Below are 25,749 nucleotides of genomic sequence, written 5' to 3' on the forward strand. Positions count from 1 at the left end.
TAGGGGCGATCTTACCGCTTGCACTGCTTAGAAACGTTTAATATCAAACTCTTTTTGCAGTTGCTCAATGTTGGTGATCTTTTCAAAGCCTTTCAGCTCTGCCGCTTGATTAATTTTGCTGTTGCTGCCGATAGCTTGACTGGCAAACACAAGCCCTTTTTGATCGATTACTGCATTGCGATAAAAATCAATCAGATCCTGCTTATTCAGCTGTTCAACCTGTGCAATAATTCTGGCTTTGAGATCAAATTGCGTGTTGCTTCGGATAAAATCCGTGTTAAATCTAGCAAACTCTTGCGAAAGGGATTCCGGTTTATGCCGTAAAATTTCCAAGAGGCTCGCGCGGTATTTCTCAAACTCCGGCTCTGACATTTTTTGCAATTTCGCCAATGTCTCAGCAAAAAAACGTTGGTTATGTTGCATAATTTGCTGCGGCGATGCCGTTGGGCTTTGCACCAAAAAGAGTAAACCGGATGTTTTACCGATAAGTGCATCCGTAGCAGATACAACATAGCCTAGCTGTTTATCGGTACGCAAATCATCAAAATACCAGCGACCAATAATATCTTTCAGCAACATTGCACGGCTTAGCCCTTCCAATTCACCATAACCTTTTGCAAAAAAGGCGATACTCAAGCCGTTATCTTCGTGGGGAATGCTTTGAATATAGTTGAGTTTACGCTCGCTATCGTTAATATCCACATAACGTCCGGTATTCAACGCCGATTGATTATTTTTAATCACGGAAGACATATCCGCAGTAATCGCTTTTACCTGCTGATCGGATAAATTACCAACGGACAAGACCCTTGCTCCCGTCATTTGGGTCAAAAAGCGGGTACGGATCTGCTCAATATCCGCCAGTTGAATTTGCTCGACCATTTTACGTTGCTGCTCAACGCTATAATAAGGATAGTCGGCAAAATCGGATATTGCCCGATTTGCTTGACGCAACGCATTGTCTTTCACAAGCCGATCCAGCCCCTCAAGATAACGCTGTTTCCCCTGTGCTAACACGCTCTGTTTCAACTCAAAACGGCTGAAACTTGATACCACGTCTTTGACTAATTTTGCCAGATGCTGCGTATAACCTTCCACTTGAAGTGTTAAAGCATTATGATTGCCCGACCACGCCATCTCCATACCGGCAACGGCAGCTTGGAAGGCTAATTGGGGTTGATCCAACGTATACATATAGCTTAGCAATTCCGCGCTCACTGCCTGTTTAAGATCATCTTTCTCAGGCAAAATCATAAAATTCAGCGCGATTTTTGCCTTAGGCTCTTCGGCAAAGTAGTGGCTTGGCATCGCATAAATTTCTAACCCTTGTTGTTGCACAATTTGCGCCGGCTTTATACGACTACGATCAACGGGATTAAGCGAAAAATTCGTGGCGAAATAGGGATTAAGTGCCGGTAATTTCAGGGTCGGATTTTGGCTGAAATCCAAATATTTTGCCTTTTGTGCGGCGGTTAATTTAGCAATCGCATAAGGCGCTTCAAAATATTGGGTTTTCTTATCCGTTTTCGCCTTATCATCTATCAATAAAATACGCACATTATCAATATTCATTAAATCTAATTTGGCTTTTATTGCATTTTCATCCATTTTATCCGCAATATAGCTTTGATCGATAATATGCGCCAACGGATAATCAATCATTTGATTGACTAGGCCTGCGACATAACCGCCCCCCTTTACAATTTCTAAATGCTGAAATTCTTGGCTAAGGCTCTCTTTTAATTCGTTAAAATAGCTTGGTTGAATCCCTGCCTTTTTAATCGCTTCAATTTGTTGGAAAACCAGTGAAATAATTTTATCTTTTTCGGCTAAACCTTTATCCGTAAGTGCAATATTAAAGGAAAAACTACCCCGATTACGAGTAATATCCGACTCATAATTTGCAGAAATACCACTATCGGATAATCCCTGTTTAATTAAATAATCGGATAATGTTCCCTCGGTATTATTTTCAAAAACATAAGATAAATATTCCCCTGTTTTTGATTGAAATGCGGCTTTATCTTCCGGCATATCAAAAGAGAGGGATAATGTTTTATTTGGCTTAATCGGTTTATAATGAATAAAGACGCTTTTATCGTCTTCTCTTAGGAAAGGAATATCGACTTTCGGCGGGGTAATGTGTTTATTTTCCACCAATCCTAACGTTTTTTCGGCTAATTTTGCTAATTTTTCAATCGGTTGATTAGAATATAATACCGCTTTCATTATATTTGCCGAATAATATTGCTGATAAAATTTCACTAATTCATCTTGTAATTTACTGCCTTTTTTATCGGACAATGTTGTATGATTACCGACCGCAAATTTCGTTATTGGGTGAGCAGGGTTTGCAGTGGCTAAAGTAACATCTCGCACTAAAAATCCATCATTAGATTTCGCTCTCACCATTTCGGCATTAACGGCATCGATCTCTTTTTTCGCATTTTCTTCCGATAATAACGGCTGTGCCATTGTATCGGCAAAGCGAGTTACCGCTTCATCAAACGCACTGTGCTTCACTTCCAAATAATACACCGTGCGATCAGGCGCGGTATAGGCGTTATTGTAGCCTCCGTTTTTTGTCAGGAAGTTATCCAAGCTATTGGTTTCAGGGAAATTTTTCGACCCCATTAAAATCATATGCTCCAAGTAGTGAGCTAGCCCTTGCTGCTGAATAGGGTTATCCATCGAACCAATCGGCAAGCCGACAGACAATAACGATTGGTTCGCCTTTTCATCCGAAACTAACAAGACTTCCATTCCGTTGGCGAGTTTAATCGCTTGATAAATCGCTTTATCGGTCGGGCTTTTATTGATCGTGGTTTTAATCACTTCAAAGCCTTTAGGCTGTGTCATTACCATATTGTAAGCGGTGTGATCTGCCTGATTTTCTGCAAAAATCGGGCTTGAATATAACAGACCGCATACCAATAGTGCGGATAAGCTATAACGAAGTAACGGTTTTCTCATTATTCTTCCTCCTCAATGAAATGTTGAATCATTGGTGCAAACCAGTTAAACGTCCGTTGGTGAATGGCTTCCCAGTTTAAATCGGCGGTTTGCGCAAATACTCGGTCTAAATAAGGACTTTGTATTAACTCTGTCGCCGTTTGACAATAATATGCTGGCGAAGTTTCTGCTGTATAATCTTGAATATAGCGGCAAATATGTTTTGTGATTGCCCATTTTAATGTGTGGAAACTGGCTAAATAATCTTGAATATATATGTCTAATAATAACGCCGCATTTGCCTTTGAAATCGGTGTAAAAGTGATTGATTTTACTTCACTATCCTCTAAATAATAAAATTTGAACGTTGAAAACGGAATATCCGAAACAATCATCACTAAATAATAAATCCAACAGTGAATAAGATCTTTATCCCTTAATTTCCCAACTCGCCATTGAATAAAATCCTGCCCGAATAATCCCTCAATATTACCAACTAACTTAACCTTATCCGAAATAATATCGATCTCCGCTTCAATTTCAATGATGTTATTCTGCTCTATCTGATAATTTTTTAATACTTCTTGTAGCATCGAAACAGCTTTCTTTAATTCTAATTCCGCCATTACACCAAACGCATTTATCGGTAATTTTCCTTTTAAGGTTTCATTTTTAAAAAAATGATCGACTTCATCGGAATGAAGATTAACAATCTCATCAAGTAACTGGTAACGTTCTAAATGAGAAAGGCTAAATATTTCCGTTTCATCAATGGATTCATCATAATTTTCAAATTTAACCCCCAGTTGATGATGAAAAAAATACTTTAACGGATCTTGGATATAATGAATTAAATCCGTCATATCAATCTCTGATAAAGTCTGTTGTTGATGAATAGCCGTTAAAAACGGTTTGCTCTGGTGATATTTTTGCTTTATTTCTAGCCATTCTTGGTCATAAGAAATATAATCTGCCTGATAATACTTTTGGCTAAAGACTGTCATCGGATGATTTATTGGCTGAATATGATTTTCTATCAGGTTTTGATTGATATAATCCATCAATTGAGAAACCAATAAAGAAGGTAATTTTGCATTATTATCCGTTAAAGACTGCCCAAGATAGCTCACATAAAAAATAGATTGTGCTGACAGCAACGCTTCAAGGAATAAATAACGATCATCATCTCGCCTTGCTCTATCACCGATAATTGGTGCATATTGCATTAAATCAAAAGGATTAGGGTTCTGTTGGCGGGGAAACTCTCCCTCATTCATTCCCAATAAACAGACGACTTTAAAAGGAATAGCACGCATTGGTAATAACGTACAAAAATTCACTTTACCCGATAGGAAATTCAAGTTACTGCGCTGCTCATTTAATTCTGCTTCCATTAGTTGCTGAATAACACCGATCTCAATCTCTTCAGTAAAATTCACATTTGAAATATGTTGAATAATATTCTCGACCGCATTATTTAAAGTTAAAATAATATCCAGATTTTCTTCATCTTCTTGATAAAATAAGGCGATAATTTCCGTAAGTTTACGCTGCCAATTATCTGCGGTTTGCGCTTTTTGAATAAAAGTGAACCAAGCAGTCAGATCATCAATAAACTTTGCAAGTTTTCCGGCAATTTCGGCAGATAATCCGTAACTTTCGTTAAATGCAAGCGTATTTTGCCAGCTATTATGCTCTTCTTTTAAACTACTTCCCAGTAACAAACGATCTAGACCATTTTGCCACGAATTATAATTTAGCCAATCAAAGGATTGCATATTCAACCCGGAACGAATACCGGCATTCCTAATCCATTGACGTAATGTCATATATTGTTCATTCGTAATAAGATATTTATTCTGAATAGCTTTGACATTTAATAGATCTAAAATATCTTCCGCAATAAATCGATTCTCTTTTAAAGATAATAATGTGAAAAAACTTTTTATAATCGGATCAATATAACTTATTTTTTGATCGGATAAACTAAACGGAATAAATCGGCTATCATTTCGATTATACTCATCTCTTTTTGTATAACGAGAAAAAACAGCTTCAATATAGGGGGCATAGCTATCAATATCCGGCGACATTACAATAATATCTTTAGGCGATAAATCGGGATCGGCTTCAAATAAATTTAACAGTTGATTATGCAACACTTCAATTTCCCGCATTTTACTATGACAAGAATGAATTTGTATTGACTTATCTGATTTATCTAAGCTAAATTGCGATTTCTGTTCAAAATTTAAAATCGCACTTTTTATTTGATTTAAGAGTAGATGGCTATTAGGGTAATCCGTATAAAAATCAACGGATTGAATATCTGCCTCAAGCAATAAATTCAGAAATTCCTTACCTTGCTTCCCCCAAGCCGATAATAATTTATTCCCTTGATGTTGATATAAATCTGCTAAATCAGATGATGAAAGCTGTTGTTTTAATGCTAATTTCTCAATTAATTTTGCTTCTTGATTATTTCCCCAATAATATTGGCTCGGGTTAGTAAAAAATAAATGGATATGGCAATATTGACTCAATTTATGCAAGAGTAAAAAATAACTGTTTGGTAATGATGAAATGCCAAAAATAAAAATACGCTTAGGTAATTTAAGTTTCTCCTCTGCACTTAAATTATCCAACTTATCAAAATAGCGTTGCTGTAAATAGGCTCGATGGGACGTATTAAACAATATTTCACTGGTTTCACTTTTTATCTCATCAATCAATTTAACCCATAGAAAACTCTGCCACTCAATAATAGCAAAAATATCGTTCTCCTCTTTTTTCTTAAAAGAAGGTTTATTTAATATAATATCCTTAACGGTATTTAGATTACCCTTTTCCCATTCAATCAGCCATTCGGGGCGATATACGAGATATTGGTCGAATAAATCCGCAATTTTTGTACAAAGTTGATATAATTTTAGCTGATCCGCTCCATTCAAATAATGCTTTAAAGGTGCAAAACATTGATTATCTAAATATTGCGGTATTAAACGCATCAAACGCCATAACATTGAATGGAGATCAAAGCTGTTTTCTTTAGGTAATTCCGGAAAAAGTAAGCGGTATTGTTGCCATAGAAACGTGGTCGGATAAGGAAATTGAAAATGCGCCGCAACACCGAGATCGCTGGAAAGCTGCATCTGTAGCCACTGCGCCATTCCCGTACTCTGTACAAGGATTGTTTCCTGCTCAAACGGATTTGGGTTAGGGTCATTTCTAATAATATTGACCAGTAAGTCTTTCTGATTTTCTAGCTGATTTGCATAATATACCGTAAACATAGCATCTCTCCTTCCAAGAAGAGTGCTATTCTACCCTGTTTATTTTACTTTTCCGATCACAATCTCACCCAAAGGAAAGCTCACCTTTACCCCCTGTTCCGTACATAGCACACGGAAAGAAATATTATTTTGGCTAATTTGATTATCGCAAGATACGCCTGCCATTTTCAAAGCGATTTGGTTTTCGGCTATTTGTAATGCCTGCTTTTTTTGAAATAAAAACAGATTTTGATTCAGTTGCTCGGCTTGCCACTTCATATACATTAGCATAATCAAGCTAAATAGTGCTATTGCCGTCAATAAACTGATAAATGTTTCTGCCTTAATTAGATTTTTCATTATTTAATATATTCCGAGAATGAGGTAAATATTGCCAATAGGAATATTTTTCCTTCAAATTTTTAATCACCTCACTTTGATAAGTAATATAGCGATTTTTACTCTCATTAGGATATGAAGAATATAATACGCCATAAAATTTCGCCCCAAATTTAAGCTCAAAGTAATGATGAGTAATGATAATACCGTAAAAATCTTGCTCTAATTTCCCCGATATCGCATCTGTCAATATTACTATCTTTGGCTCATCGATTGAGCTAATAGGTAGATCTGCTAATGAACTGACTTTAATTATAGGTACAGAAATGAGATTAAGATAGTCCTCTATATGTTCAAAAGATATGTATTTCTTGGTCGGTTCTTTCTCTAAAAATAGGCTAATAAACTCACAGTGGAAATGATAGTTTATATTCCCTAACTTAATTAAAACGGTGTCGTTCTTGATTTCAGCACAACGGGCATTTCGTTGCGAATTACTCTGATTGATTTCCTTAATCAATTTGAATTTATCATTCAAGTAATTAAAATATTCATTTTGGTTGATTTTTTCTTGACGGATAAATAATGCTTTATCGGTAAATATAAAGGTCAAAAGTATGCTTATAATGACGAGTGTTACTAATAAACTACTGGCAGGGATTATGGACATTCTTTTCATTTATTCTTCCATTGCATTAAAAATATAGCTATATGTCGTAGCGCTGTATTGTTTATTACGATCTTTATATGATGAAACCACTATATCAATTTTCAATAAAACTCCTTCTTTTACCCAACTAAACTGCAATTTTTCAATATGATATTCCGATAAATCGGAAAGTTTAGACCACTTAAATTTATGGCAATTTTTCAATATTGATAAACATTCATTTTGATAGCAACTGCGAATATATTTATCATCATCAAGAATAGTCAGTTTTTTATTTTCCAACTTAAATCCAAAAATTTCTTTGGCAACTGCTTTAGTATTATTACGATTCTGTAACCGGCACGCATTATTTTTCGATCTTGAGCCAATACACCCATCACCATTTAAATCATACAGAAAAATAAAACATTGTGCATTATTGAGGGAATAGGCCTGCGTTGGGATAAATAAATTAAAATTATGCGATTTTCTATTTTTGCCTTGATAGCCGATATGTTGAATATGATGCTGTAAATACTCTAATAATTGATGAGCGTGCCTTTGTAGTTGAAATAACTCACTTTGCGTATTTTGATGAATAAATTGATCAGCATAAAATTTTATTGCAGATAATAAAACAAGTGTGCCTAAACTCAATGCAATCAATATTTCAACTAAACTAAATGCTGCATTAAGATTAACGGCATTTGGTACGCTTATTTTTCTGCACCACATTTATGTCTCCGGCTTCATCAAATTGTATGACTTCTTGAGTCTCATTCAGGCTAAGCCCCAAACATTTCTCACCTAACCTTGCCGCATTACCGTCAATATTAAAAAATATCTCCGGATATAAACCTTGGCTTTTTAATACAATAGCACTATTTTGACTCTGATAAAGGTGATAATCCGATTGAATATGGCAACTTGGTAAAAATAAGCAATCACAAGCGGTTTGTTTATCCGATTTTTTTGCAACCGCAATAATACAATATTGATGATTCTGTTTATTTTGTGCAATGGTAACGGAATAGCTTTGCTTACGATATTTAGCTTTGGTTTGAATATAATAAATAAAAGATCGGATATGTTCGATTTCTTGGTGAAGTAAAATAGTGCTTTGAATACGCAGGAAAATAGGCGAAAGGAAATAAGCTGAAATAACTATTATCGTTAATACGGCTAATATTTCAATAAAGGTTATTGCTCTTATCATATCTTCCCTATTCATCAGATATATTTAGGGAAGATAATAGAGAAAAAGATCAATCTGTAAATTGAGATATGTTCATTTTACGATCACGATCGCAAAATTTAAAATGCGGTTGTATCTTGGAATAGCCCGACTTTCAAATCTGTGGCAGTATAGATAATTCGCCCGTCCACTTCGACTTCGCCATCCGCCATTCCCATCACTAATTTGCGGTTAATCACTCGCTTCATATTGATGCGGTAAATCACTTTTTTCGCCGTCGGCAAAATTTGTCCGGTAAATTTCACTTCGCCGACTCCCAACGCTCGCCCTTTGCCTTTGCCGCCAATCCACCCCAAATAAAAGCCGACTAATTGCCACATTGCATCAAGCCCTAAGCAACCTGGCATCACCGGATCGCCGATAAAATGGCAACCGAAAAACGGCAAATTCTGATCAATATCCAACTCGGCTTCAATATAGCCTTTGGCAAATAAGCCTTCAGCCTCTGTAATTTTAGTGATTCTGTCCATCATTAACATTGAAGGCGCAGGGAGCTGGGGACCTTCTTTACCAAAAAGCTCGCCTCGTCCGGAAGCTAACAGATCTTGGTAATCATACTGCGATTTCACATTCGGTGTACAACTGTTCATTTTTCCTATCCTGTTTTTATTAAAAAAGTCTGTAACACTAAGATAATTCATAGTAACAGACTTTCAATTTAGCGAACAGTTGTAAGCTGACTTGTCGGATCAGTATAATTTTAGCCGTTTGCCGATTTTCTGCCATAACGAACCGCTTGCCACCGTACTTTCGCCCTGCTCAATATATTGATGAATAAGGGTGAAGATCGCCGCTTTGTCCGTTTGTTGCGGTGCATCTTCCTCGTAAAAATAGTGTTCAAACAGTAGCCAAACCGCCTCAAACACATCGGATACTGTCCAAATATTGAATTGCCCTGCCTTTACCGCCTCAATCACTTCCGACTTCAAACACAGTTGCGACACACAAACCGCCGGTATAATCACCCCTTGCTCACCCGTTAATCCCCTTTCTTGGCAGATCCTGAAAAAGCCCTCGATTTTTTGATTCACGCCGCCGACACTTAACACATTCCCAAATTGATCGATCGCCCCCGTTACCGCCAACGATTGTGGTAACGGTCGTTTCGATAAGGCACTGATCAACACACAAAAAATCGCTAACGAGGAACTGTCGCCGTCAATCTCACCGTAAGATTGCTCAAAGGCAAGGGAAGCCGAAAACGGCAACTGTGCCGGCAATTCAAGCAAATTCGCCAAACACGATTGTGCAATTAAAATCCCTTTCGAGTGAATATTACCGCCCAATTCCACTTTTCGTTCAATATCGTGAATTTCACCTTCACCATACTGCACATTGCAAGTTATCCGTAGCGGTTCACCGAAAGCGTAAGGCACGCCGTCAAATTCGACAACGGATAACCCGTTAATCTGCCCGATAATAGCCCCTTGTGTTTCAATATAAATTTGATTTGATAAAATATCTCTAATCGTATAGTCATTAATAATAGCAGATTGTGCCTCCCAAAATGCCAAATAAGCACTAATATCCATTATATTTTGCTTGTTTTGATAAAAAGCGTGAATATGTTTAATCTGCTTTTTTAATATTGTTGGCAAAATTGTAATTAACTGTTTATCTTCGCTATCTCGCACAAAATATTTTAATAGTTGATTCAGTACCTGTGGTGAAAAAGGCGGATAACCTAAATCATTACAAAGTGAGTTAATATAATATCCCCATTTTAAATAATTTTCGTTATTGAGTTTTAAATAACGATTTAATTCGGCATACTGGCTAATTTCAGGTAAATTTTCATCATAATTCGCTAAAATAGCCATATCTTCTCGGCTGCCGACTAAAATCAATTTAAACTGCACTGAAATTGCCGGTAACGCCTTAGGAATCGGGTTTAACTGAATTTGTTCATATTCCCCAAATAATAACGCCTGTTTGAGTTTATCCCATTGTGAAATATCGGTAAGTAATTTATTCAAATTTAAAATCAAAATGCCGTTATCGGCTTTTTGTAAAAATCCCTCAACGGTTTCCAGCTTATTTTCTTGTTCTAAATACACACTATAACCAAATAATGTCTTTTCAGTAAAATCCGTTTTTACATTAACAGCTAATGTGTGCTGTTTTAAAAAACGTTCTACTTCAAAAAATATATCAGGTAAGGTGTCTGCTTTTAGTAGCAATAAATTGCCGTGATCGTCCAAGATAAACTGCTTCAGTGCTTGCGCAGCGTTTGTTTGAAAATCAAAGAAACCGACCGCTTGTTGTTGCGCCGAAAACGGGTATTCAACCGTTAAAGATTGCCAATCTAAAGGGGAAAGATGCACAAAATAACCTCGTTATAGAAATTTACGCCATTATACGCATAATTACGCTATACTTCACTGGATATTGGGGGACGAAATGCGCTATCAGAAATTAGACATTCAAGAAGCAAATTGGAAATGGAAGTACCTGCTGAAAAAATATCGAGAAGGCGAGAATGTAACGAAACATCAAGAAGAGAGCCTAATCGAGCTTAAAATGCAGCTACTCACCACCTTACAACATTCTCCGCAAGAAATTGAACGCTGGATCAAAGCCGAAATGCCAGCGGATCAACGCCGCAAAATGCGGCAGTCTATCCGCGCCAGACGCAAACGTTTTTTTAATGCGGAAAAGCAATCAACACGCAAAAAATCCATCGATCTGACCTATGCCAGTTGGAAGCGTTTATCCGAGTTGGCAGCCGAATTGGAAATGACCCTGTCAGAAACCGTGCTTTATCTGATTGATGAATTGGAAAATAACACCATTTACACCGAACAAGTGGGCAAAATAAAAGATAATCTCAAAGCATTGCTTAAAGAGTAACACGTTGATTTTACGATATATAAAATGTGCATATTATGGTAACATTTCAGCACATTGAACGATTAAACAGGAAAAGAAAATGCCGTCTTTTGATATTGTATCCGAAATTACATTGCACGAAGTGCGCAACGCCGTTGAAAATGCCAATCGGGTATTAAGTACCCGCTACGATTTCCGTGGGGTTGAAGCCACCATCGAATTAAACGAGAAAACCGAGTCGATCAAACTCACCACCGAGTCTGATTTCCAGTTGGAACAATTAGTGGAAATTTTAATCGGTGCGTGTATCAAACGAGATATTGACCGCACCTCCCTTGATATTCCGACAGACAGTGAGCATCACGGCAAGCTGTACAGTAAGGACATCAAGCTAAAACAAGGCATTGAAACAGAAATGGCGAAAAAAATCACTAAGTTGATTAAAGAGTCAAAACTGAAAGTGCAAACTCAAATTCAAGGGCAACAGGTGCGTGTTACCGGCAAATCCCGTGATGATCTGCAAGCGGTCATTCAGTTAGTAAAAAATGCAGAACTTGGGCAGCCGTTCCAATTTAACAATTTCCGTGACTAACTCGCCGTGCCTGATGCGTAAGCAAAGGCACATTTTAATAGGAGGTATTTTATGAAAAAATCATTGCTTGCTTTACTCATTTCATCGCTCGTTGGTTTATCTGCCTGCGAGGACAGCAACCTACCGCAAAAAGTCTTTGAAGCGGAGAAAAAAATCGTCCAACTGGAAAGTGATTTCAATCGGGTTACAAAAGAGCTGGCAACCAAAGAAACGGAGCTGGACGAGCTAAAACGTTCCTACGAAACACTCAAAACCGAGCAGGATAACGCTAAACAGACGGCAACCAATATCCCTGCCTTAAATGTTAAAATTGAAAGTCTCTATCATAAAACCGAGAAACTTAAATTTGAGAAAGATCCGAAAGACGAATTTGCACGAGAAGAGAGTGAGATTACCGTCAGCATTGATGTGCCTGTTACCAACATAGATTGGCTGGATCAAATTCTACTCAATCAAGCCTATCAAAATTTTGGTTATGATGACGGAAAAGACAAAACTGCTCAGGTTACTAAACCGATGCTGGTGCAAATGGCAGACGAATTATTCCAATCTCACCTTGCCAATGCGAAAGAGGACAAGCCTATCGGCTTAGATAATGTCTTATCCGCTTTCTACCTCGGACAACGTAACAATATTGCCACTTTCCGCTATATTGATTACACCTATGAGGGTGGGGCACACGGCATACACTCAACCCAATATCTCAATATTGATGCGAACAAAAAAGCAGTCATCAGCTTAAACGATTTAATTTCACCCAAAAATCAGGAAAAATTAAAAGCGATTTTATGGCGTATTTATGAAAGCGATAATCTTGATGAAAACGGCAAATATAGCGGCTCAGTAGAGAAAGCTGAGTTCAGGATACCGGATAATTTCTATTTTAAAGACGGCGACATTGTCTTTGTCTACGGTGTGTATGAATTAGGTAGTTATGCCGAAGGCAATATTGAATTAACTGTTGCCCGTTATGAAATAAACGAACTCTTAAACGCTGATTATCAATATACCCAAGATGACGGTTTTGAAAAGAGCGAATAAAAAACCTCAACAAATCAAGGCATAGCAGCAATGCTATGCCTCCTTTTTTATGGTTTCAACGCTTTTGTAAATAACGTCGCAAAACTGACCGCTTGCGACCCTTGGCATTATTCCGCTTGAAAGGTAACAATCGGCTTACCGTAATCCATCGGCGATAAACCAAAATAGTTCGCTACCGTTTGCCCAATATCCGCAAAGGTTTCCCGCTTACCGAAAGACTGCTTCGCCACACCTTTACCATAAAGCAACACAGGAATATGCTCTCTGGTATGATCCGTCCCCTGCCAAGTCGGATCGCAGCCGTGATCGGCGGTAATAATCAACAGGTCATCATCTTGAACTAAATTCAACAACTCCGGCAAACGACTATCCCAATACTCCAACGCCGCTGCATAACCGGCAACATCACGGCGATGCCCGAAATCCGAGTCAAAATTCACAAAATTGGTGAATACAATCGTATTATTACCCGCCGCTTTGACCTCTTGTAAGGTCTTATCAAATAACTCCGGCAAGCCGGTCGCCTTAATTTTGCGGGTAATGCCCGTGTGCGCATAAATATCGGCAATTTTACCGATAGACACCACTTCGCCGCCCTTTTCCGCGACTAATTTCTGAAGAACAGTCGCAGACGGCGGTTCAATAGAATAATCTTTGCGATTACCGGTACGCTGAAATTCCCCCACTTTCGCCCCGATAAACGGTCGGGCAATCACCCGCCCGATATTATAGCCCTCCAATTCTTCCCGCACGATTTGACAAAGTTCGTACAGTTTTTCTAAGCCGTAGGTTTCTTCGTGGCACGCAATTTGGAAAACCGAATCGGCGGACGTATAGAAAATCGGCAGCCCACTTCGCATATGTTCTTCGCCTAGCTCGTCTAAAATAACCGTGCCGGACGAGTGGCAGTTACCCAAATAGCCTTTTAAATTTGCCCGTTTGACAATCTTATCCAGCAATGCCTGCGGAAAGCTATTTTCGTGATTTGGAAAATAGCCCCAATCAAAGAGTACCGGCACTCCCGCCACCTCCCAATGCCCGGACGGCGTATCTTTACCCGAAGAAATTTCCTGTGCAAAGCAATAACCGCCCGCTAACTCGACATTCTGTTCCAAGCCCGCCGGATATTGTCCGCACGATGCCTGCACCGCCAAGCCCAACCCTAAGCGGTTCATATTCGGCAGTTTTAATGCACCATTGCGGCGATGATCGTCCGCTTTACCTTCAGCACATTGAGCTGCAATATGCCCCAACGTATTTGAGCCTTTATCGCCAAATTTTTCCGCATCACTCGCATAGCCGATCCCGAAAGAATCGAGCATCATAATAAATACACGTTTCATTATTTCCTCACAACTAGTTTAAAATCTGTTTTAATAAGGTTAAAAATTGCGGTCCAACCGTTTCAAAGCTAAAACGCTGTACCGCTTCCGGTAATAAAGCAATATAGTGTTGCCGTTTCGTTTCATTATTAAGTAATTCAAAGGTTTTTTCAACAAACCGATCTTCATCATAAAGCGGAATAAGTTCCCCGTATTTTCCGTCTGCCAAAATTTCTCTCGGACCGGTCGGACAATTCATTGCCACCACCGGTGTGCCACAAACCATACTTTCTATTAACGTTGTCGGTAGTCCTTCTGATTGGCTAGTATTTACAAATAATTTTGCCCGTTGCATAAACGGGTATGGATTATCACGGCTGCCTAATAATAAACACTCCTTTTCCAACCCTTTTTCATTTATATGCTGTTGTAGCATTTCACGAGAAGATCCATCACCAACAATATAAAGTGTTTTTCTTTAATCCCCAATTGTTTTAATTTGGCAAAAATATTCACTAATTGAAAATGATTCTTCTGCCTTTCATCTAATCTGGCAACCTGTAAAATAAAACTATCTGCCAATAGCTCATTATCTTCTATTAAGGCTTGATCTTTTTTCTCTAAAATATAATCAATATTTATCGGATTATAAAGACGATGACACTGCGTATGACAAATACCAAAATCATTCAATATTCTTTCATTATTCATTTTCATATCATCACAAATTGAAACAATATGTTGATGTTTATTTAAAATATACTTGTAATAATCTTTCCTCTCTTCCCACTGAAATGGCACTCCGTGTACCCAACGAATAATCGGAATATTTGGATGAATATCATATTCCTCTAAAAAATAATCAAATAACGTATCAGAAAAACCAAAACTAATAATGCCATCATATTTGGTTGCATTAATCTTATCTAAGAAAAAGTGCTGTATTTTTTGTTTTAGGCCATTATACCAAGAACGATGATAGTCATTCACATTTTTTCTAATATTATTATAAATAAAAAACTCGCACTCAGACGCATTTAATATATAGCTCACATTTACATCTTTAGGAATGAGATGGACTAAATGGCTAACCCTCTCTTTTATAATCACTAAATCAATATCATAATCAAATGAACGAGCTAAAATATTCAAATAATGAATTAAAATGACTTCCGTACCACCAATAACAAGGTGTGGCTGTACAATCAATAATCTCTTCTTATTAGCTTTTTCAATACCGATAATCTGATTAAATTTCTCAAAGAGCTTATGTTGAATAGTGTCCATTGAAAAACGGGCAGTGGCTTCGGGCAATAAACTCACATAATATTGATATTTTTGCTCATCATTTAAGAGTGAAAACGTTTTTTCAACAAACTGCTCTTCATCATAAAGGGGCACTAATTCACCGTATTTGCCATCAGCTAAAATCTCTCTCGGACCGGTCGGGCAATCCATTGCCACTACCGGCGTACCGCAAACCATACTCTCAATTAAGGTTGTCGGCAGTCCTTCATATCTCGCCGTATGCACAAACAGTTTAGCGTGTTTCATAAAAGGGAAAGGATTGTCCCGTTTTCCTAATAACAAACATTCTTTTTCCAATCCTAGTTGCCGAATATGCTGGCGTAAATGTTCTTCAGCTCCTCCCTCTCCCAGAATATAAAGTTTTTCTTTAATCCCTTTTTGTTTTAATTTTGCAAAAATATTGATAAGTTGGATGTGATTCTTATGCTCTTCGTGTAATCGGCCAACCTGAACAATAAAATCATCGGCCAATAATGTTTTATCTGCTTCCAATAACACATTAGATTTTTCGATAATTTCATCAATATCCAGCGGATTATAAATAGTGTGAACCGCCGTATTTGCAACACTAATAGCTGATAATTTTTGTTGGATATCCTGCTGCATATCCCCACAAATCGCAAAGATATGCTGATGTTTATTCAATACATAACTATTAGTTTCATTCCAATAAATATAATCCGTATTACTATGAATCCAACGAATAACCGGAATAGATTGGCTAATATCATACTTTTCCAAAAATGCATCAAATGAAACTCGCTCATTATTAAATATAATAATCGCATCATAGCTATTTCCGTTAATCTTTTCTAAAAACTGTTGATTGACTTTATTTATTAAACAATTTCGCCACGAAAGATAATAATCTTGATTCTCAAATTTAGAACTTTCCCCCTTTAAAATCATATCAGTATAAATAAAGAATTCCGTTTCGATCGGATTTAGCAGTGTTTGAATATGAATATCTTTGGGAATTTGATCACGCTTGAAATCCCCACGATCCATCATATAAACAAGGTCAATTTTATAATTGGGGAATTTATGCATTATTTTCAAATAATCAACCAATACACTTTGTACACCACACATCATTGATGCGGTTGAAATAACGAGAATATGTTTCATAGATCTGCCTTTATGTTGTTATTTTCGGTATTATGTCGTAAATGCACAAAAATGGCTATCTTAATGTAAGTACCAAGAAACTATCCGAGCTAATGCCACACCCACGAGCAAAATTTGATTTTAGATAATCGCTATTTTTCCGCTAAAACCGACCGCTTGTTAGTTATAACTGCTTATATCCGGATTGATTCGCCCTGCCTTAAGATTTAGCAGTATATTTTCCCATTTGATGTTCTTGTCTTAGTAAAAGCCATTCCAATAATATATGTAATATCCCGATTGTTTGGCAAATTTACCTAAAATAAAATAGGTAAGCGGTCGGATTATGCACTTATTTTGCAAAATCCGACCGCTTTTCAATATAGGATGCTATAAAGTGATCTACTTTTTGATTTCTTTGAGAAGCTCAACCAGTAATGTTTTTTGTCGCAGGGTTAAGTCCATCCAATATCGGTCTGCTTCATCACTATTCCAATCAAAACCCACCATACAATCTTCAAAAAAGTAGCTGATCGGTGTTTTTAGAAAAGTGGCGATTGCGACTAGATGTGCCACATTGATCTTATTTGCCCCTCGCTCGTAGCGAGAAAGCTGTGGCTGGGAAATATCTACATACTCCGACAGCCTTTCCGCCGAATAGCCCTTTTCCCTGCGTTTTTGTTGGATACGTTGACCGATTAGCTTATCAATATCCGTTAAAATCAGTTGTGCCATAATTCTCTCAAAGTTTATGCGTTTATTGCATAATTTTTTGTGATTTTGTGCATTGACTGAATACCATTAGAAGAACACAATTACCAAAAATTATTCATCTATTAAATAAAAACTGACAAATAAGGGGTCAAAAATGAATACTATCAAAAACATCTTTCGATTTTTCTTTGGGTTTAAAGGGCGAATTGGGCGGCTTCATTATGCTTTATCCCTACTTGTTCTTACAGTGATTTCTCTAATTATGGTTGGCTTTCCAACAGTGATTAGTCAAAACATCAGCTATTCTATAATGAGAGGTACATTTGCTTCGGCAGAGGTAGTTTTTTTAACCGTAGTTTTTGCATTGGTTGCATTACTCTTGATACTCAAATACTCCCATATCGTTAGACGTGTACACGATCTCAATAAGAAAGCGACAGCGAGTAACTTATTCCAAACTATTTTATGGATAGACATTATATCGCTTTTCACCTTGTTTATTACTTCTGATATTAAAATTCTAGTTAATCTGGCAATGACCGTTATTCATATTGGCTGTATTATCGCTCTTGCTGTTAAAAAAGGTAATGAGGGAAAGAACGACTTTGGCAAGCCACAGATTCCATTTTGGAAGAAAACCAATTCTTAATTAACCTAGATAGGAGAAAATTATGTGTAATTTAAGTTTAAGAAAATTAGCTGTTTTAGCTATTAGTTTGGGCGTATCTATAAGTGTGTTTGCATCAGACTGGGAATATGCAAGCCTTAAAGATGAAGAGAATATAAATGGAAACTGGAAAAAATGTCATTACGAAACATATTCTGGATTTAGGTTTACTATCAATACTACGGAATATAGCTGTCCTTACTCATTAGAGGTAAATGTTGAATTAGGAAAATGGAGAAAAAGATAGTATGTACGATTATAAGACACTAAAATTTAGTTAACCATTATTTTAAATAGGAGTTTATATGAATACTTCTTATTTTAATATTCATGCAGAAGTAGATATCATTCACAATGATAGAGAATCTTTATCAGAATTTATAAAAGAATTAAAAAAATATGGATATATTTTCGAACGAGAGTATCAAGAAGAAAAAATCAATGGAACCCAAAATATAATTACATTTAGAAAAAACATTGATTTAGATTATATTGAACTTTTAGATAATGCTATCAGAAAAGAAATCAAAGAAATAATACCCAATATAGATGATCATCAAATAGGAAATATAAGGAATATTGATTTCTATGGCAAGATAAAAACCCAAATATAGAATATTATTAAACAGCCCAATTAAGGGCTGTTTTGCTTTAGGATTAGAATATAGTTAAATTTTTGCCGTGTTTAAACCTCTTCTAACCGCTTACAAGCGGTTGATTTTCCGTAAAAACTTGCAAAACTGTACTACTCTCTCGGAATTTACTTTATAAACAACGGCAATAACCGCCGAAAGATTATAATGCTTAGTGTGGTAGTTTTTACCGTCTTGAGCAGTTACTCGAAATTTTCAAGTAACTGAAATTCCCTCTAACTCCTGATCACGAAAGATTTTTGCAAATGGTAAGTGATCGTGTGAGATACCACATCATACAATAGCGCCATCATTTTTTGACTAAGCCACACATTTTCATTAGCGTAAATAGCATCAACTTGGCTTTCACCGGTCGTATTAATAAAAGTAAGGTATTCCTATTCCACCACAGAGGAACGAATTAAATCTTGCTTAGACATTTCTCTTTCTCCCATATAGAATACTGTAATTATAAACAATATCTGTAAGGCTATGTAAGTAAATAGTAGTTTTTTCGAGCGAGATCACAAAAAAACCGCTTGCAGTTTTCACTACAAGCGGTCTTTTTTCACCTAAATTTTACAAACTTCAATTACATCGAAGTTGTGAACGTCCGTGTAATCACGTCCTGTTGCTGCTCTTTGGTTAACGAGTTGAAACGTACCGCATAGCCGGAAACGCGGATAGTTAATTGCGGGTATTTTTCCGGATGTTCGACCGCATCGAGCAACATTTCACGATTTAATACGTTTACGTTGAGATGCTGACCGCCCTCAATGGTGGCTTCGTGGTGGAAATAACCGTCCATTAAGCCTGCGAGGTTACGTTTTTGTGCTTCGTAATCTTTACCTAACGCATTCGGCACAATAGAGAAGGTGTAAGAGATACCATCTTTCGCAAAGGCAAACGGCAGTTTCGCCACCGATGTTAAAGAGGCAACCGCACCTTTTTGATCACGGCCGTGCATTGGGTTTGCCCCCGGTCCGAATGGCGCTCCGCTACGGCGACCGTCCGGCGTATTACCGGTTTTCTTACCGTACACAACGTTCGAGGTAATGGTTAAAACCGATTGGGTCGGGGTTGCATTGCGGTAAGTGTTTAGCTTCTGAATTTTCTTCATAAAGCGTTCTACTAAATCGCAAGCAATTTCATCAACACGGTTGTCATTGTTACCGAATTGCGGGTACTCACCTTCAATTTCAAAGTCAATCGCCACGTTTTTCGCAATACCTGTTACTTCACCGGCTTTGTTTTTAATTTCAATATCGCCACGAATCGGTTTCACTTTCGCATATTTAATTGCCGATAAGGAGTCCGCCGCCACAGAAAGCCCTGCGATACCGCACGCCATTGTGCGATACACATCACGATCGTGCAACGCCATCAATGCGGCTTCATAAGCATATTTATCGTGCATAAAGTGGATAATGTTCAACGCAGTAACGTATTGTTTCGCCAACCAATCCATAAAGCTATCGAGGCGAGTCATTATATCATCGTAATTGAGGTATTCATCGGTAATCGGAGCGGTTTTCGGCCCAACTTGATCGCCAGATTTCTCGTCCACCCCGCCATTGATTGCGTATAACAAGGTTTTCGCCAAGTTTGCACGCGCGCCGAAGAACTGCATCATTTTACCGACGATCATCGGGCTAACACAGCAGGCAATCGCATAGTCGTCATTGTTGAAGTCCGGACGCATTAAGTCATCGTTTTCATACTGAACCGATGAGGTGTCGATAGACACTTTCGCCGCATAGCGTTTGAAGCCGTCCGGTAAACTTTCAGACCATAAAATGGTTAAGTTCGGCTCCGGTGATGGCCCCATTGTGTAAAGGGTGTGGAGAATACGGAAGCTGTTTTTGGTTACTAATGTACGACCGTCTAACCCCATACCCGCAAGAGTTTCCGTTGCCCACATTGGGTCGCCGGAGAACAGTTGATCGTACTCTGGGGTACGTAGGAAACGCACCATACGCAATTTCATTACCAAATGGTCAATCAGCTCTTGTGCTTCCTGCTCGGTGATTTTACCCGCTTGTAAATCACGCTCAATGAAAATATCCAAGAAAGTCGATACACGCCCGAACGACATTGCCGCTCCGTTTTGAGATTTTACCGCAGCAAGATACGCGAAATAAGTCCACTGTACCGCTTCTTGCGCATTGGTCGCCGGATTGGAAATGTCAAAGCCGTAGGATGCCGCCATCTCTTTCATTTTGCCTAACGCACGGTGCTGCTCGGCAATTTCTTCACGCAGTTGGATAGTCGCTTGAATATCTACACCGCTTTCTAATTTTTCCTGTAATGAATTGAATTGCTTGACTTTATCTTTCATCAAGAAATCCGCACCGTAAAGTGCCATACGGCGATAGTCGCCAATGATACGCCCGCGCCCGTAAGCGTCCGGCAAACCGGTAATCACACCGGATTTACGGCAACGCAAAATATCCGGCGTATAAACATCAAACACGCCTTGATTGTGGGTTTTGCGGTATTCGGTGAAGATTTTTTCCACCATCGGATTTAATTCACGGCGGTAAACTTTACACGAGCCTTTCACCATATTGATACCGCCAAACGGCATAATCGCCCGTTTTAACGGTGCATCTGTTTGTAAACCAACGATTTTTTCTAAATCTTTATTGATATAGCCCGGTGCGTGTGAAGTGATGGTTGAAGGCGTTTCACAATCAATATCGTACGGTTCGTGGGTTTTGTTTTCCACTTTGATTTTTTCCATCACATCATTCCAAAGCGTTGTGGTTGCTTCGGTAACGTCCGCTAAGAAAGATTCATCACCTTCATAAGGGGTATAGTTTTTCTGGATAAAATCACGCACATTGACTTCAGTTTGCCATTCGCCCGGTGCGAAACCTTCCCACGCTTTTAATTGAGCTTCTGTTAATTGAGTCATTTTAAGTCCTCGTTAGTTAAGATAAATTGAGTAACAAGCGGTCTGTTATTGCAAAAAATCGGCAAAAAACGACCGCTTGCCGTTAATGTTTTTTCAAGTGCAAAAACCACTGCACCAAACCGATAAATACTGCCCCACCGACAATATTGCCCAGCGTTGCTGGAATGAGGTTATTTAACACGAAATGCGAGAGCGTTAAATCGGCAAACTGCGCCGCATCCACACCGATTGCTGTCCAAAATTCAGCGCCGGCAAAAGCGTGAATCAGTACGCCCATCGGGATCATAAACATATTTGCTACGCAGTGTTCAAAGCCCGATGCCACAAACATTGAAATCGGCAAAATCATAATAAAGGCTTTGTCCGTCAGGCTTTTCCCCGCATACGCCATCCACACGGCGATACAGACCATTAAATTACAAAAAATACCGAGATGAAATGTTTCCCACCAACTATGGTGAATTTTGTGCTGGGCGGTTTTCAAAATCGTTAAACCCCACTGCCCGTTCGCTGCCATTATTTCACCACTAAACCACACCAACCCGACAATAAACAGTGCCCCGATAAAATTACCGCCGTAAACGACTAACCAATTTTTCAGCATTTGTGCTAAAGTAATTCGCTTACTGGCTTTAGCCACGGCGGTCATTGTCGAGGAAGTGAATAATTCCGCACCAAATACCACGCACATAATAATACCGAGCGAAAATACCACGCCACCAATCAACTTGGCTACGCCCCACGGCAACTCGCCTGCACCGACTTGCGTAGTGGCATAAAACACGAAAGCGATGGAAATATAAGCCCCTGCGGTAATCGCAGAAATAAAAGAATAAAATTGGTGTTTGGTGGCTTTATAAACTGCCGCATCCTCGGCGATCTTTGCCATTTCAGCAGGAGAAAACATTGCGATCCTTAAATAGAAAGTTGAAAATTTGCAAAAATTTTTGAGAATTATAGACCTGTTACCCACGCTATTAAATAATTTTTACCAATAAAATAAATAAAGTCGGAAATTTTATTGACCTATATCAATATTTAACAAAATCAAATAGTTAAGTTTATTAAATCCCTACACAAATTTAACAAGAAAATTACAAAAATGAACGATTATCTCACCGCTTTCATCGGTTTTTTCACCAGCACGGAATATCAATGGCTTATTCTGTTCACCAGTGCTTTTTTGAGTGCGACCTTATTGCCGGGAAATTCAGAAATCGTCTTTACCACATTGGTGAGCCAAGCCCTGTGGAAAAACGGCGAAGATATGCCACTGCAACTGTTGCTGCTACTCACCAGTGCTACCCTCGGCAACAGTTTAGGCAGCATAACCACCTATTTTCTGGCACGCCTTGTCCCCGAACCGCAACTTCACAACCTCCGATCCGGTAAGGCAAGATGGGCATTGACAGTCAGCCAACGCTACGGTGTATGGGCGTTGCTCTTAAGCTGGCTGCCCGTGATCGGCGATTTACTCTGCGGCATTGCCGGCTGGCTACGCTTTCATTTCGCAATGAGCGTGCTGTGTATTACCCTCGGCAAACTCGCCCGCTATCTCGTGATTTTATTCGGTGTGTATGTTTGGGTTGGTTAAGGTTTGTTGAAAAAACACTCGAAAAACACATATAAAAAAAGCGGATATTCTCCGCTTTTCACTCTCGTTATTTTAGCTGTACCCCGCCGGTATTAAAGGCTTCAAGGTGGATTTGCTCGGAGGCAATACCTAAATCCAGCAATGCCTGATGCTGAAGCTGCATAAACGCCATTGGGCCGCATAGGTAATAATCCGCTGTTTTCGGCAACATTTCCGGCGGTACAGCGTGCAGATCCAAGCGCCCGATCAAATCGGCTTCACCAGCGTCTGCCGTTTCATAAGCCACAAAAGTATTCACATTGGGATACTGCGCTTTTACTTCGTCCAAATGCGACTTCATTGCGTGTACGTTCGCATTTCGGCAAGCGTGAATAAAGCTTACCGACTGCGGCACACCTGCATCAAGAATTTGATTCAGCATTGCGATCATCGGTGTTAGCCCCACACCACCACTGATGAAAACATTTTGTTTATCCGGATTGATAAGGAAGAAATTGCCTGTCGGGGCGGTAACTTCCACTTCATCGCCGATCTCTAAGCCGTGTAATACATTTGATACCCAACCGCCTGCCAATTCGCCTTTTGGATCTTCCCGTTTCACTGAAATCCGTAAATGATCGGCTTTCGGACTGTCTGACAACGTATATTGGCGTGGCTGTTTTAAGCCTAATTCATCAACAAATACCCGCACCGACACGTACTGTCCTGCTTTGTACTGTGGCAATTCGCCATCATCGCTGGGTGTGAGGTAAAACGAGGTAATCTCCGCGCTCTCTTTGACTTTTTTCGCAATCTTGAATTTACGCCAACCTAACCAACTACCTTGAGTTTGCGCGTGTTCATCGTAAATTGCCTTTTCCGTAGTAATGAGCAGATCGGCAAGTTGCCCATAAGCTGCCGCCCACGCCTCAATGAGCGGATCGTCCATCGGAATATTTAATACTTCACTAATTGAATGTAACAGATTTTCGCCCACAATCGCATAATCCGGTGCTTGAATTTCAAGGCTGACGTGCTTATGCGCCATCAGTTCTACCGCGGATGCCAGCACCATCGGATTTTCAATATTTTCCGCATAGGCTAATACCGCACCGGCTAATGATCTCGCCTGCGCCCCACTGCGTTGGTGTCCAAGGTTAAAAACTTCTTTTAAATGGGGGTTATTTCCCAACATACGTTTATAAAAATGGGAAGTGAGTGCTACCCCGCTTTCCCGCAGAACCGGAACGGTTGCTTTCACTAATTCAATCTGTTGTGCCGTTAATGCCATTTTAGGATCTCCTTTACTTAAGATATATTTAGAATACATTTTTAAAACCGTGCAAGCAAGGAATAACATTCGGAAAAGGCGAAAATTTACATTATAATTCGATGAGGACAACAGGAAAAAAGTATGCAACTGACTAAATTTACCGACTACGGCTTGCGGATCTTATTATATCTCTCCCCCCAACGAGATGAGCTGTACACCATTGCTGAACTGGCAGACAATCTCCACGTTTCCCAAAACCATTTAGTCAAAATTGTGCATTTTATGGCAAAGCAACACTGGCTGATTACCACTAGAGGCAAAGGCGGCGGTATTCGCCTTGCCCCAGAGACGCTCAATTTGCCACTTGGCGAGATTGTCCGTACCCTACAAAATACGCCTCACATCATTAACTGCGATAATCCGGCGTGCGTATTACGTCCGCAATGTCGCCTAAAAGGCGTGCTGGAAGCAGCCCTTGAGCAATTCTACGCCTCGCTTAACCAGCATCGCTTTGCGGAATTTGCCCTCACATCTCACCACACTATCCCTATCAGGCTGGTTGAATAGCGGTAATTTCAGCCAATAGCGTGGTGGTCGAAACCACATTGGCATAAGCAAATTGGAGAGCTGCCATAAATGCAGCCTGCACCTGTTCAGCCGGTACGGTAATACCGTTAAAGGTTAAATCCAACGTTGCACAAGCATCAAAAGCCACATCACATTGATAGCCGAGATCTACCGCCGCCCGCACCGCTGCGTCAATGCACATATGGCTCATTGCCCCAATCACAATCAGGCGGCGAATCCCTTTTTCTTGTAAACGGGCGTGCAAATCCGTTTCACGAAAACTGTTGATCTGATGTTTGGTGATAACCACTTCGTCCGCCAACGGCTGCATTGAGGCGTGGATCTTCGCTCCCTCCGAATTAGGTTGGAAAAACAGTGCGTCCATCGTTTGTGCCTCGTGGCGAATATGGAAAACCGGCACACCTTGCGAACGGCATTTCGTTAGCAATTTTACACCGTTCTCCGCCGCCTGCTCCGTACCGGACAGCGCCCATTTTGCGCCGGTAAAGCTACTAAAATAATCATTTTGAAAATCGACAATTAACAGGGCAGTTTGTTTCATTACTATTCCTTATGGTATTAAACAATCATCACAAGCGGTCGGATTTTGCGATATGTTTGCAAATTCTCGGTATTATGTCGCAAATACACAAAAATAGACATTTTAACAGAATGTAGGGACACACTGCGTGTGTCCTTTATAAAAATCAAATTATTTCAATAGGTTAAAATCCGGACAC

General features: G+C 39.1%; 24 protein-coding genes and 1 pseudogene. 8 read left to right on the forward strand and 17 right to left on the reverse strand.

Features of this window, described 5'->3' with window-relative positions; all coding sequences use genetic code 11:
* Positions 1-27: 27 nt before the first annotated feature.
* The 8 genes from ptrA to RO21_RS07575 all read right to left on the reverse strand — a co-directional run bounded on the left by ptrA (position 28) and on the right by RO21_RS07575 (position 10,791).
* On the reverse strand, positions 28-2,973 hold the full coding sequence (gene ptrA / locus RO21_RS07540) for a pitrilysin (protein ID WP_047977190.1): 2,946 nt from the start codon (positions 2,971-2,973) through the stop codon (positions 28-30).
* Positions 2,973-6,245, reverse strand: a complete 3,273-nt coding sequence (gene recC, locus RO21_RS07545) for an exodeoxyribonuclease V subunit gamma (protein ID WP_047977191.1) — start codon at positions 6,243-6,245, stop codon at positions 2,973-2,975. Before recC ends, ptrA begins: the two co-directional genes overlap by 1 nt.
* Before the next feature lie 39 nt (positions 6,246-6,284).
* Positions 6,285-6,584, reverse strand: coding sequence for a DUF5374 domain-containing protein (locus RO21_RS07550; protein ID WP_047977192.1), 300 nt, complete (start codon positions 6,582-6,584; stop codon positions 6,285-6,287).
* A complete protein-coding gene (locus RO21_RS07555) occupies positions 6,568-7,242 on the reverse strand; it encodes a DUF2572 family protein (protein WP_053067743.1) in 675 nt (224 codons plus the stop codon). The genes RO21_RS07550 and RO21_RS07555 overlap by 17 nt, the downstream gene beginning before the upstream one ends.
* Entirely contained in the window at positions 7,243-7,947 is a 705-nt protein-coding gene (locus RO21_RS07560; protein WP_047977193.1) for a PilW family protein, read from the reverse strand. It abuts the gene before it with no gap.
* On the reverse strand, positions 7,910-8,443 hold the full coding sequence (locus tag RO21_RS07565) for a pilus assembly FimT family protein (RefSeq protein ID WP_241482455.1): 534 nt from the start codon (positions 8,441-8,443) through the stop codon (positions 7,910-7,912). Before RO21_RS07565 ends, RO21_RS07560 begins: the two co-directional genes overlap by 38 nt.
* Positions 8,444-8,526: 83 nt before the next feature.
* The gene (gene fabA / locus RO21_RS07570; protein ID WP_047977195.1) at positions 8,527-9,057 is read right to left on the reverse strand and encodes a bifunctional 3-hydroxydecanoyl-ACP dehydratase/trans-2-decenoyl-ACP isomerase; all 531 of its coding nucleotides are present in this window, start codon (positions 9,055-9,057) and stop codon (positions 8,527-8,529) included.
* Positions 9,058-9,156: 99 nt separating this feature from the next.
* Entirely contained in the window at positions 9,157-10,791 is a 1,635-nt protein-coding gene (locus RO21_RS07575) for an AAA family ATPase (protein ID WP_047977196.1), read from the reverse strand.
* 76 nt (positions 10,792-10,867) lie between these two features.
* Here RO21_RS07575 and matP point away from each other — a divergent pair, with 76 nt between their 5' ends.
* The 3 genes from matP (at position 10,868) to RO21_RS07590 (ending at position 12,929) form a co-directional block, all read left to right on the forward strand.
* Positions 10,868-11,317, forward strand: a complete 450-nt coding sequence (matP, locus tag RO21_RS07580; RefSeq protein ID WP_047977197.1) for a macrodomain Ter protein MatP — start codon at positions 10,868-10,870, stop codon at positions 11,315-11,317.
* A 79-nt stretch (positions 11,318-11,396) separates the two neighbouring features.
* Positions 11,397-11,888: a YajQ family cyclic di-GMP-binding protein gene (locus tag RO21_RS07585; RefSeq protein ID WP_047977198.1), complete on the forward strand. Its 492-nt coding sequence runs from the start codon at positions 11,397-11,399 to the stop codon at positions 11,886-11,888.
* A 51-nt stretch (positions 11,889-11,939) separates the two neighbouring features.
* Positions 11,940-12,929: an RsiV family protein gene (locus RO21_RS07590; protein ID WP_047977199.1), complete on the forward strand. Its 990-nt coding sequence runs from the start codon at positions 11,940-11,942 to the stop codon at positions 12,927-12,929.
* A 107-nt stretch (positions 12,930-13,036) separates the two neighbouring features.
* Here the strand turns inward: RO21_RS07590 and RO21_RS07595 are convergent, their stop codons facing one another.
* From RO21_RS07595 to RO21_RS07610, 4 genes are all read right to left on the reverse strand, one after another.
* Positions 13,037-14,272 carry a phosphopentomutase gene (locus RO21_RS07595; protein WP_047977200.1) on the reverse strand — a complete coding sequence of 412 codons (1,236 nt, stop codon included), beginning with the start codon at positions 14,270-14,272 and terminating at the stop codon, positions 13,037-13,039.
* A gap of 13 nt (positions 14,273-14,285) precedes the next feature.
* Positions 14,286-14,687 carry a glycosyltransferase gene (locus RO21_RS12535; protein ID WP_053067744.1) on the reverse strand — a complete coding sequence of 134 codons (402 nt, stop codon included), beginning with the start codon at positions 14,685-14,687 and terminating at the stop codon, positions 14,286-14,288.
* Positions 14,669-16,687, reverse strand: coding sequence for a glycosyltransferase (locus tag RO21_RS12540; protein ID WP_053067745.1), 2,019 nt, complete (start codon positions 16,685-16,687; stop codon positions 14,669-14,671). The genes RO21_RS12535 and RO21_RS12540 overlap by 19 nt, the downstream gene beginning before the upstream one ends.
* 381 nt (positions 16,688-17,068) lie before the next feature.
* The gene (locus tag RO21_RS07610) at positions 17,069-17,401 is read right to left on the reverse strand and encodes a helix-turn-helix domain-containing protein (protein WP_047977201.1); all 333 of its coding nucleotides are present in this window, start codon (positions 17,399-17,401) and stop codon (positions 17,069-17,071) included.
* Positions 17,402-17,534: 133 nt separating this feature from the next.
* Between RO21_RS07610 and RO21_RS07615 the strand changes: the two genes are divergently transcribed.
* Genes RO21_RS07615 through RO21_RS07625 form a run of 3 tightly spaced genes read left to right on the forward strand, consistent with a single transcriptional unit; the run spans position 17,535 to position 18,661 of the window.
* The gene (locus RO21_RS07615) at positions 17,535-18,029 is read left to right on the forward strand and encodes a DUF805 domain-containing protein (protein ID WP_047977202.1); all 495 of its coding nucleotides are present in this window, start codon (positions 17,535-17,537) and stop codon (positions 18,027-18,029) included.
* Between the two features lie 22 nt (positions 18,030-18,051).
* On the forward strand, positions 18,052-18,294 hold the full coding sequence (locus RO21_RS07620; protein WP_047977203.1) for a hypothetical protein: 243 nt from the start codon (positions 18,052-18,054) through the stop codon (positions 18,292-18,294).
* A gap of 58 nt (positions 18,295-18,352) precedes the next feature.
* Entirely contained in the window at positions 18,353-18,661 is a 309-nt protein-coding gene (locus RO21_RS07625) for a hypothetical protein (RefSeq protein ID WP_047977204.1), read from the forward strand.
* 102 nt (positions 18,662-18,763) lie between these two features.
* On the opposite strand, the pseudogene rhuM reads toward RO21_RS07625, so the two are convergent.
* From rhuM to focA, 3 genes and pseudogenes are all read right to left on the reverse strand, one after another.
* Positions 18,764-19,062: pseudogene (rhuM, locus tag RO21_RS13695) on the reverse strand (RhuM family protein); the annotation flags it as partial.
* A gap of 209 nt (positions 19,063-19,271) precedes the next feature.
* On the reverse strand, positions 19,272-21,596 hold the full coding sequence (pflB, locus tag RO21_RS07630) for a formate C-acetyltransferase (RefSeq protein ID WP_047977205.1): 2,325 nt from the start codon (positions 21,594-21,596) through the stop codon (positions 19,272-19,274).
* Between the two features lie 82 nt (positions 21,597-21,678).
* Positions 21,679-22,503, reverse strand: a complete 825-nt coding sequence (focA, locus tag RO21_RS07635; RefSeq protein ID WP_047977206.1) for a formate transporter FocA — start codon at positions 22,501-22,503, stop codon at positions 21,679-21,681.
* Between the two features lie 195 nt (positions 22,504-22,698).
* Here focA and RO21_RS07640 point away from each other — a divergent pair, with 195 nt between their 5' ends.
* The gene (locus tag RO21_RS07640; protein ID WP_047977207.1) at positions 22,699-23,190 is read left to right on the forward strand and encodes a YqaA family protein; all 492 of its coding nucleotides are present in this window, start codon (positions 22,699-22,701) and stop codon (positions 23,188-23,190) included.
* 67 nt (positions 23,191-23,257) lie between these two features.
* On the opposite strand, the gene hmpA is transcribed toward RO21_RS07640, so the two are convergent.
* On the reverse strand, positions 23,258-24,460 hold the full coding sequence (gene hmpA, locus RO21_RS07645) for an NO-inducible flavohemoprotein (RefSeq protein WP_047977208.1): 1,203 nt from the start codon (positions 24,458-24,460) through the stop codon (positions 23,258-23,260).
* A 123-nt stretch (positions 24,461-24,583) separates the two neighbouring features.
* Between hmpA and RO21_RS07650 the strand changes: the two genes are divergently transcribed.
* Positions 24,584-25,009 (forward strand): RrF2 family transcriptional regulator, encoded by a 426-nt coding sequence (locus RO21_RS07650; protein ID WP_047977209.1) that lies wholly within the window; start codon positions 24,584-24,586, stop codon positions 25,007-25,009.
* Here RO21_RS07650 and RO21_RS07655 read toward each other — a convergent pair.
* Positions 24,993-25,571, reverse strand: coding sequence for a cysteine hydrolase family protein (locus tag RO21_RS07655; protein WP_047977210.1), 579 nt, complete (start codon positions 25,569-25,571; stop codon positions 24,993-24,995). The two genes, RO21_RS07650 and RO21_RS07655, sit on opposite strands and share 17 nt — an antisense overlap.
* Positions 25,572-25,749: the final 178 nt, after the last annotated feature.

It is taken from the genome of Muribacter muris (genome assembly GCF_001038205.1).
GTDB lineage: Bacteria > Pseudomonadota > Gammaproteobacteria > Enterobacterales > Pasteurellaceae > Muribacter > Muribacter muris.

Excerpts from the sequence above, each read along its gene's own strand:
- RO21_RS07560 (WP_047977193.1), bottom strand. The coding sequence starts at position 7,947 with ATGTGGTGCAGAAAAATAAGCGTACCAAATGCCGTTAATCTTAATGCA.
- RO21_RS07550 (WP_047977192.1), bottom strand. The coding sequence starts at position 6,584 with ATGAAAAATCTAATTAAGGCAGAAACATTTATCAGTTTATTGACGGCA.
- RO21_RS07650 (WP_047977209.1), top strand. The coding sequence starts at position 24,584 with ATGCAACTGACTAAATTTACCGACTACGGCTTGCGGATCTTATTATAT.
- RO21_RS07615 (WP_047977202.1), top strand. The coding sequence starts at position 17,535 with ATGAATACTATCAAAAACATCTTTCGATTTTTCTTTGGGTTTAAAGGG.
- RO21_RS12535 (WP_053067744.1), bottom strand. The coding sequence starts at position 14,687 with ATGCTACAACAGCATATAAATGAAAAAGGGTTGGAAAAGGAGTGTTTA.
- RO21_RS07655 (WP_047977210.1), bottom strand. The coding sequence starts at position 25,571 with ATGAAACAAACTGCCCTGTTAATTGTCGATTTTCAAAATGATTATTTT.
- ptrA (WP_047977190.1), bottom strand. The coding sequence starts at position 2,973 with ATGAGAAAACCGTTACTTCGTTATAGCTTATCCGCACTATTGGTATGC.
- RO21_RS07640 (WP_047977207.1), top strand. The coding sequence starts at position 22,699 with ATGAACGATTATCTCACCGCTTTCATCGGTTTTTTCACCAGCACGGAA.
- RO21_RS07590 (WP_047977199.1), top strand. The coding sequence starts at position 11,940 with ATGAAAAAATCATTGCTTGCTTTACTCATTTCATCGCTCGTTGGTTTA.
- matP (WP_047977197.1), top strand. The coding sequence starts at position 10,868 with ATGCGCTATCAGAAATTAGACATTCAAGAAGCAAATTGGAAATGGAAG.
- fabA (WP_047977195.1), bottom strand. The coding sequence starts at position 9,057 with ATGAACAGTTGTACACCGAATGTGAAATCGCAGTATGATTACCAAGAT.
- RO21_RS07555 (WP_053067743.1), bottom strand. The coding sequence starts at position 7,242 with ATGAAAAGAATGTCCATAATCCCTGCCAGTAGTTTATTAGTAACACTC.
- recC (WP_047977191.1), bottom strand. The coding sequence starts at position 6,245 with ATGTTTACGGTATATTATGCAAATCAGCTAGAAAATCAGAAAGACTTA.
- RO21_RS07620 (WP_047977203.1), top strand. The coding sequence starts at position 18,052 with ATGTGTAATTTAAGTTTAAGAAAATTAGCTGTTTTAGCTATTAGTTTG.
- hmpA (WP_047977208.1), bottom strand. The coding sequence starts at position 24,460 with ATGGCATTAACGGCACAACAGATTGAATTAGTGAAAGCAACCGTTCCG.
- RO21_RS07565 (WP_241482455.1), bottom strand. The coding sequence starts at position 8,443 with ATGAATAGGGAAGATATGATAAGAGCAATAACCTTTATTGAAATATTA.
- RO21_RS07595 (WP_047977200.1), bottom strand. The coding sequence starts at position 14,272 with ATGAAACGTGTATTTATTATGATGCTCGATTCTTTCGGGATCGGCTAT.
- focA (WP_047977206.1), bottom strand. The coding sequence starts at position 22,503 with ATGTTTTCTCCTGCTGAAATGGCAAAGATCGCCGAGGATGCGGCAGTT.
- RO21_RS12540 (WP_053067745.1), bottom strand. The coding sequence starts at position 16,687 with ATGAAACATATTCTCGTTATTTCAACCGCATCAATGATGTGTGGTGTA.
- RO21_RS07610 (WP_047977201.1), bottom strand. The coding sequence starts at position 17,401 with ATGGCACAACTGATTTTAACGGATATTGATAAGCTAATCGGTCAACGT.
- pflB (WP_047977205.1), bottom strand. The coding sequence starts at position 21,596 with ATGACTCAATTAACAGAAGCTCAATTAAAAGCGTGGGAAGGTTTCGCA.
- RO21_RS07625 (WP_047977204.1), top strand. The coding sequence starts at position 18,353 with ATGAATACTTCTTATTTTAATATTCATGCAGAAGTAGATATCATTCAC.
- RO21_RS07585 (WP_047977198.1), top strand. The coding sequence starts at position 11,397 with ATGCCGTCTTTTGATATTGTATCCGAAATTACATTGCACGAAGTGCGC.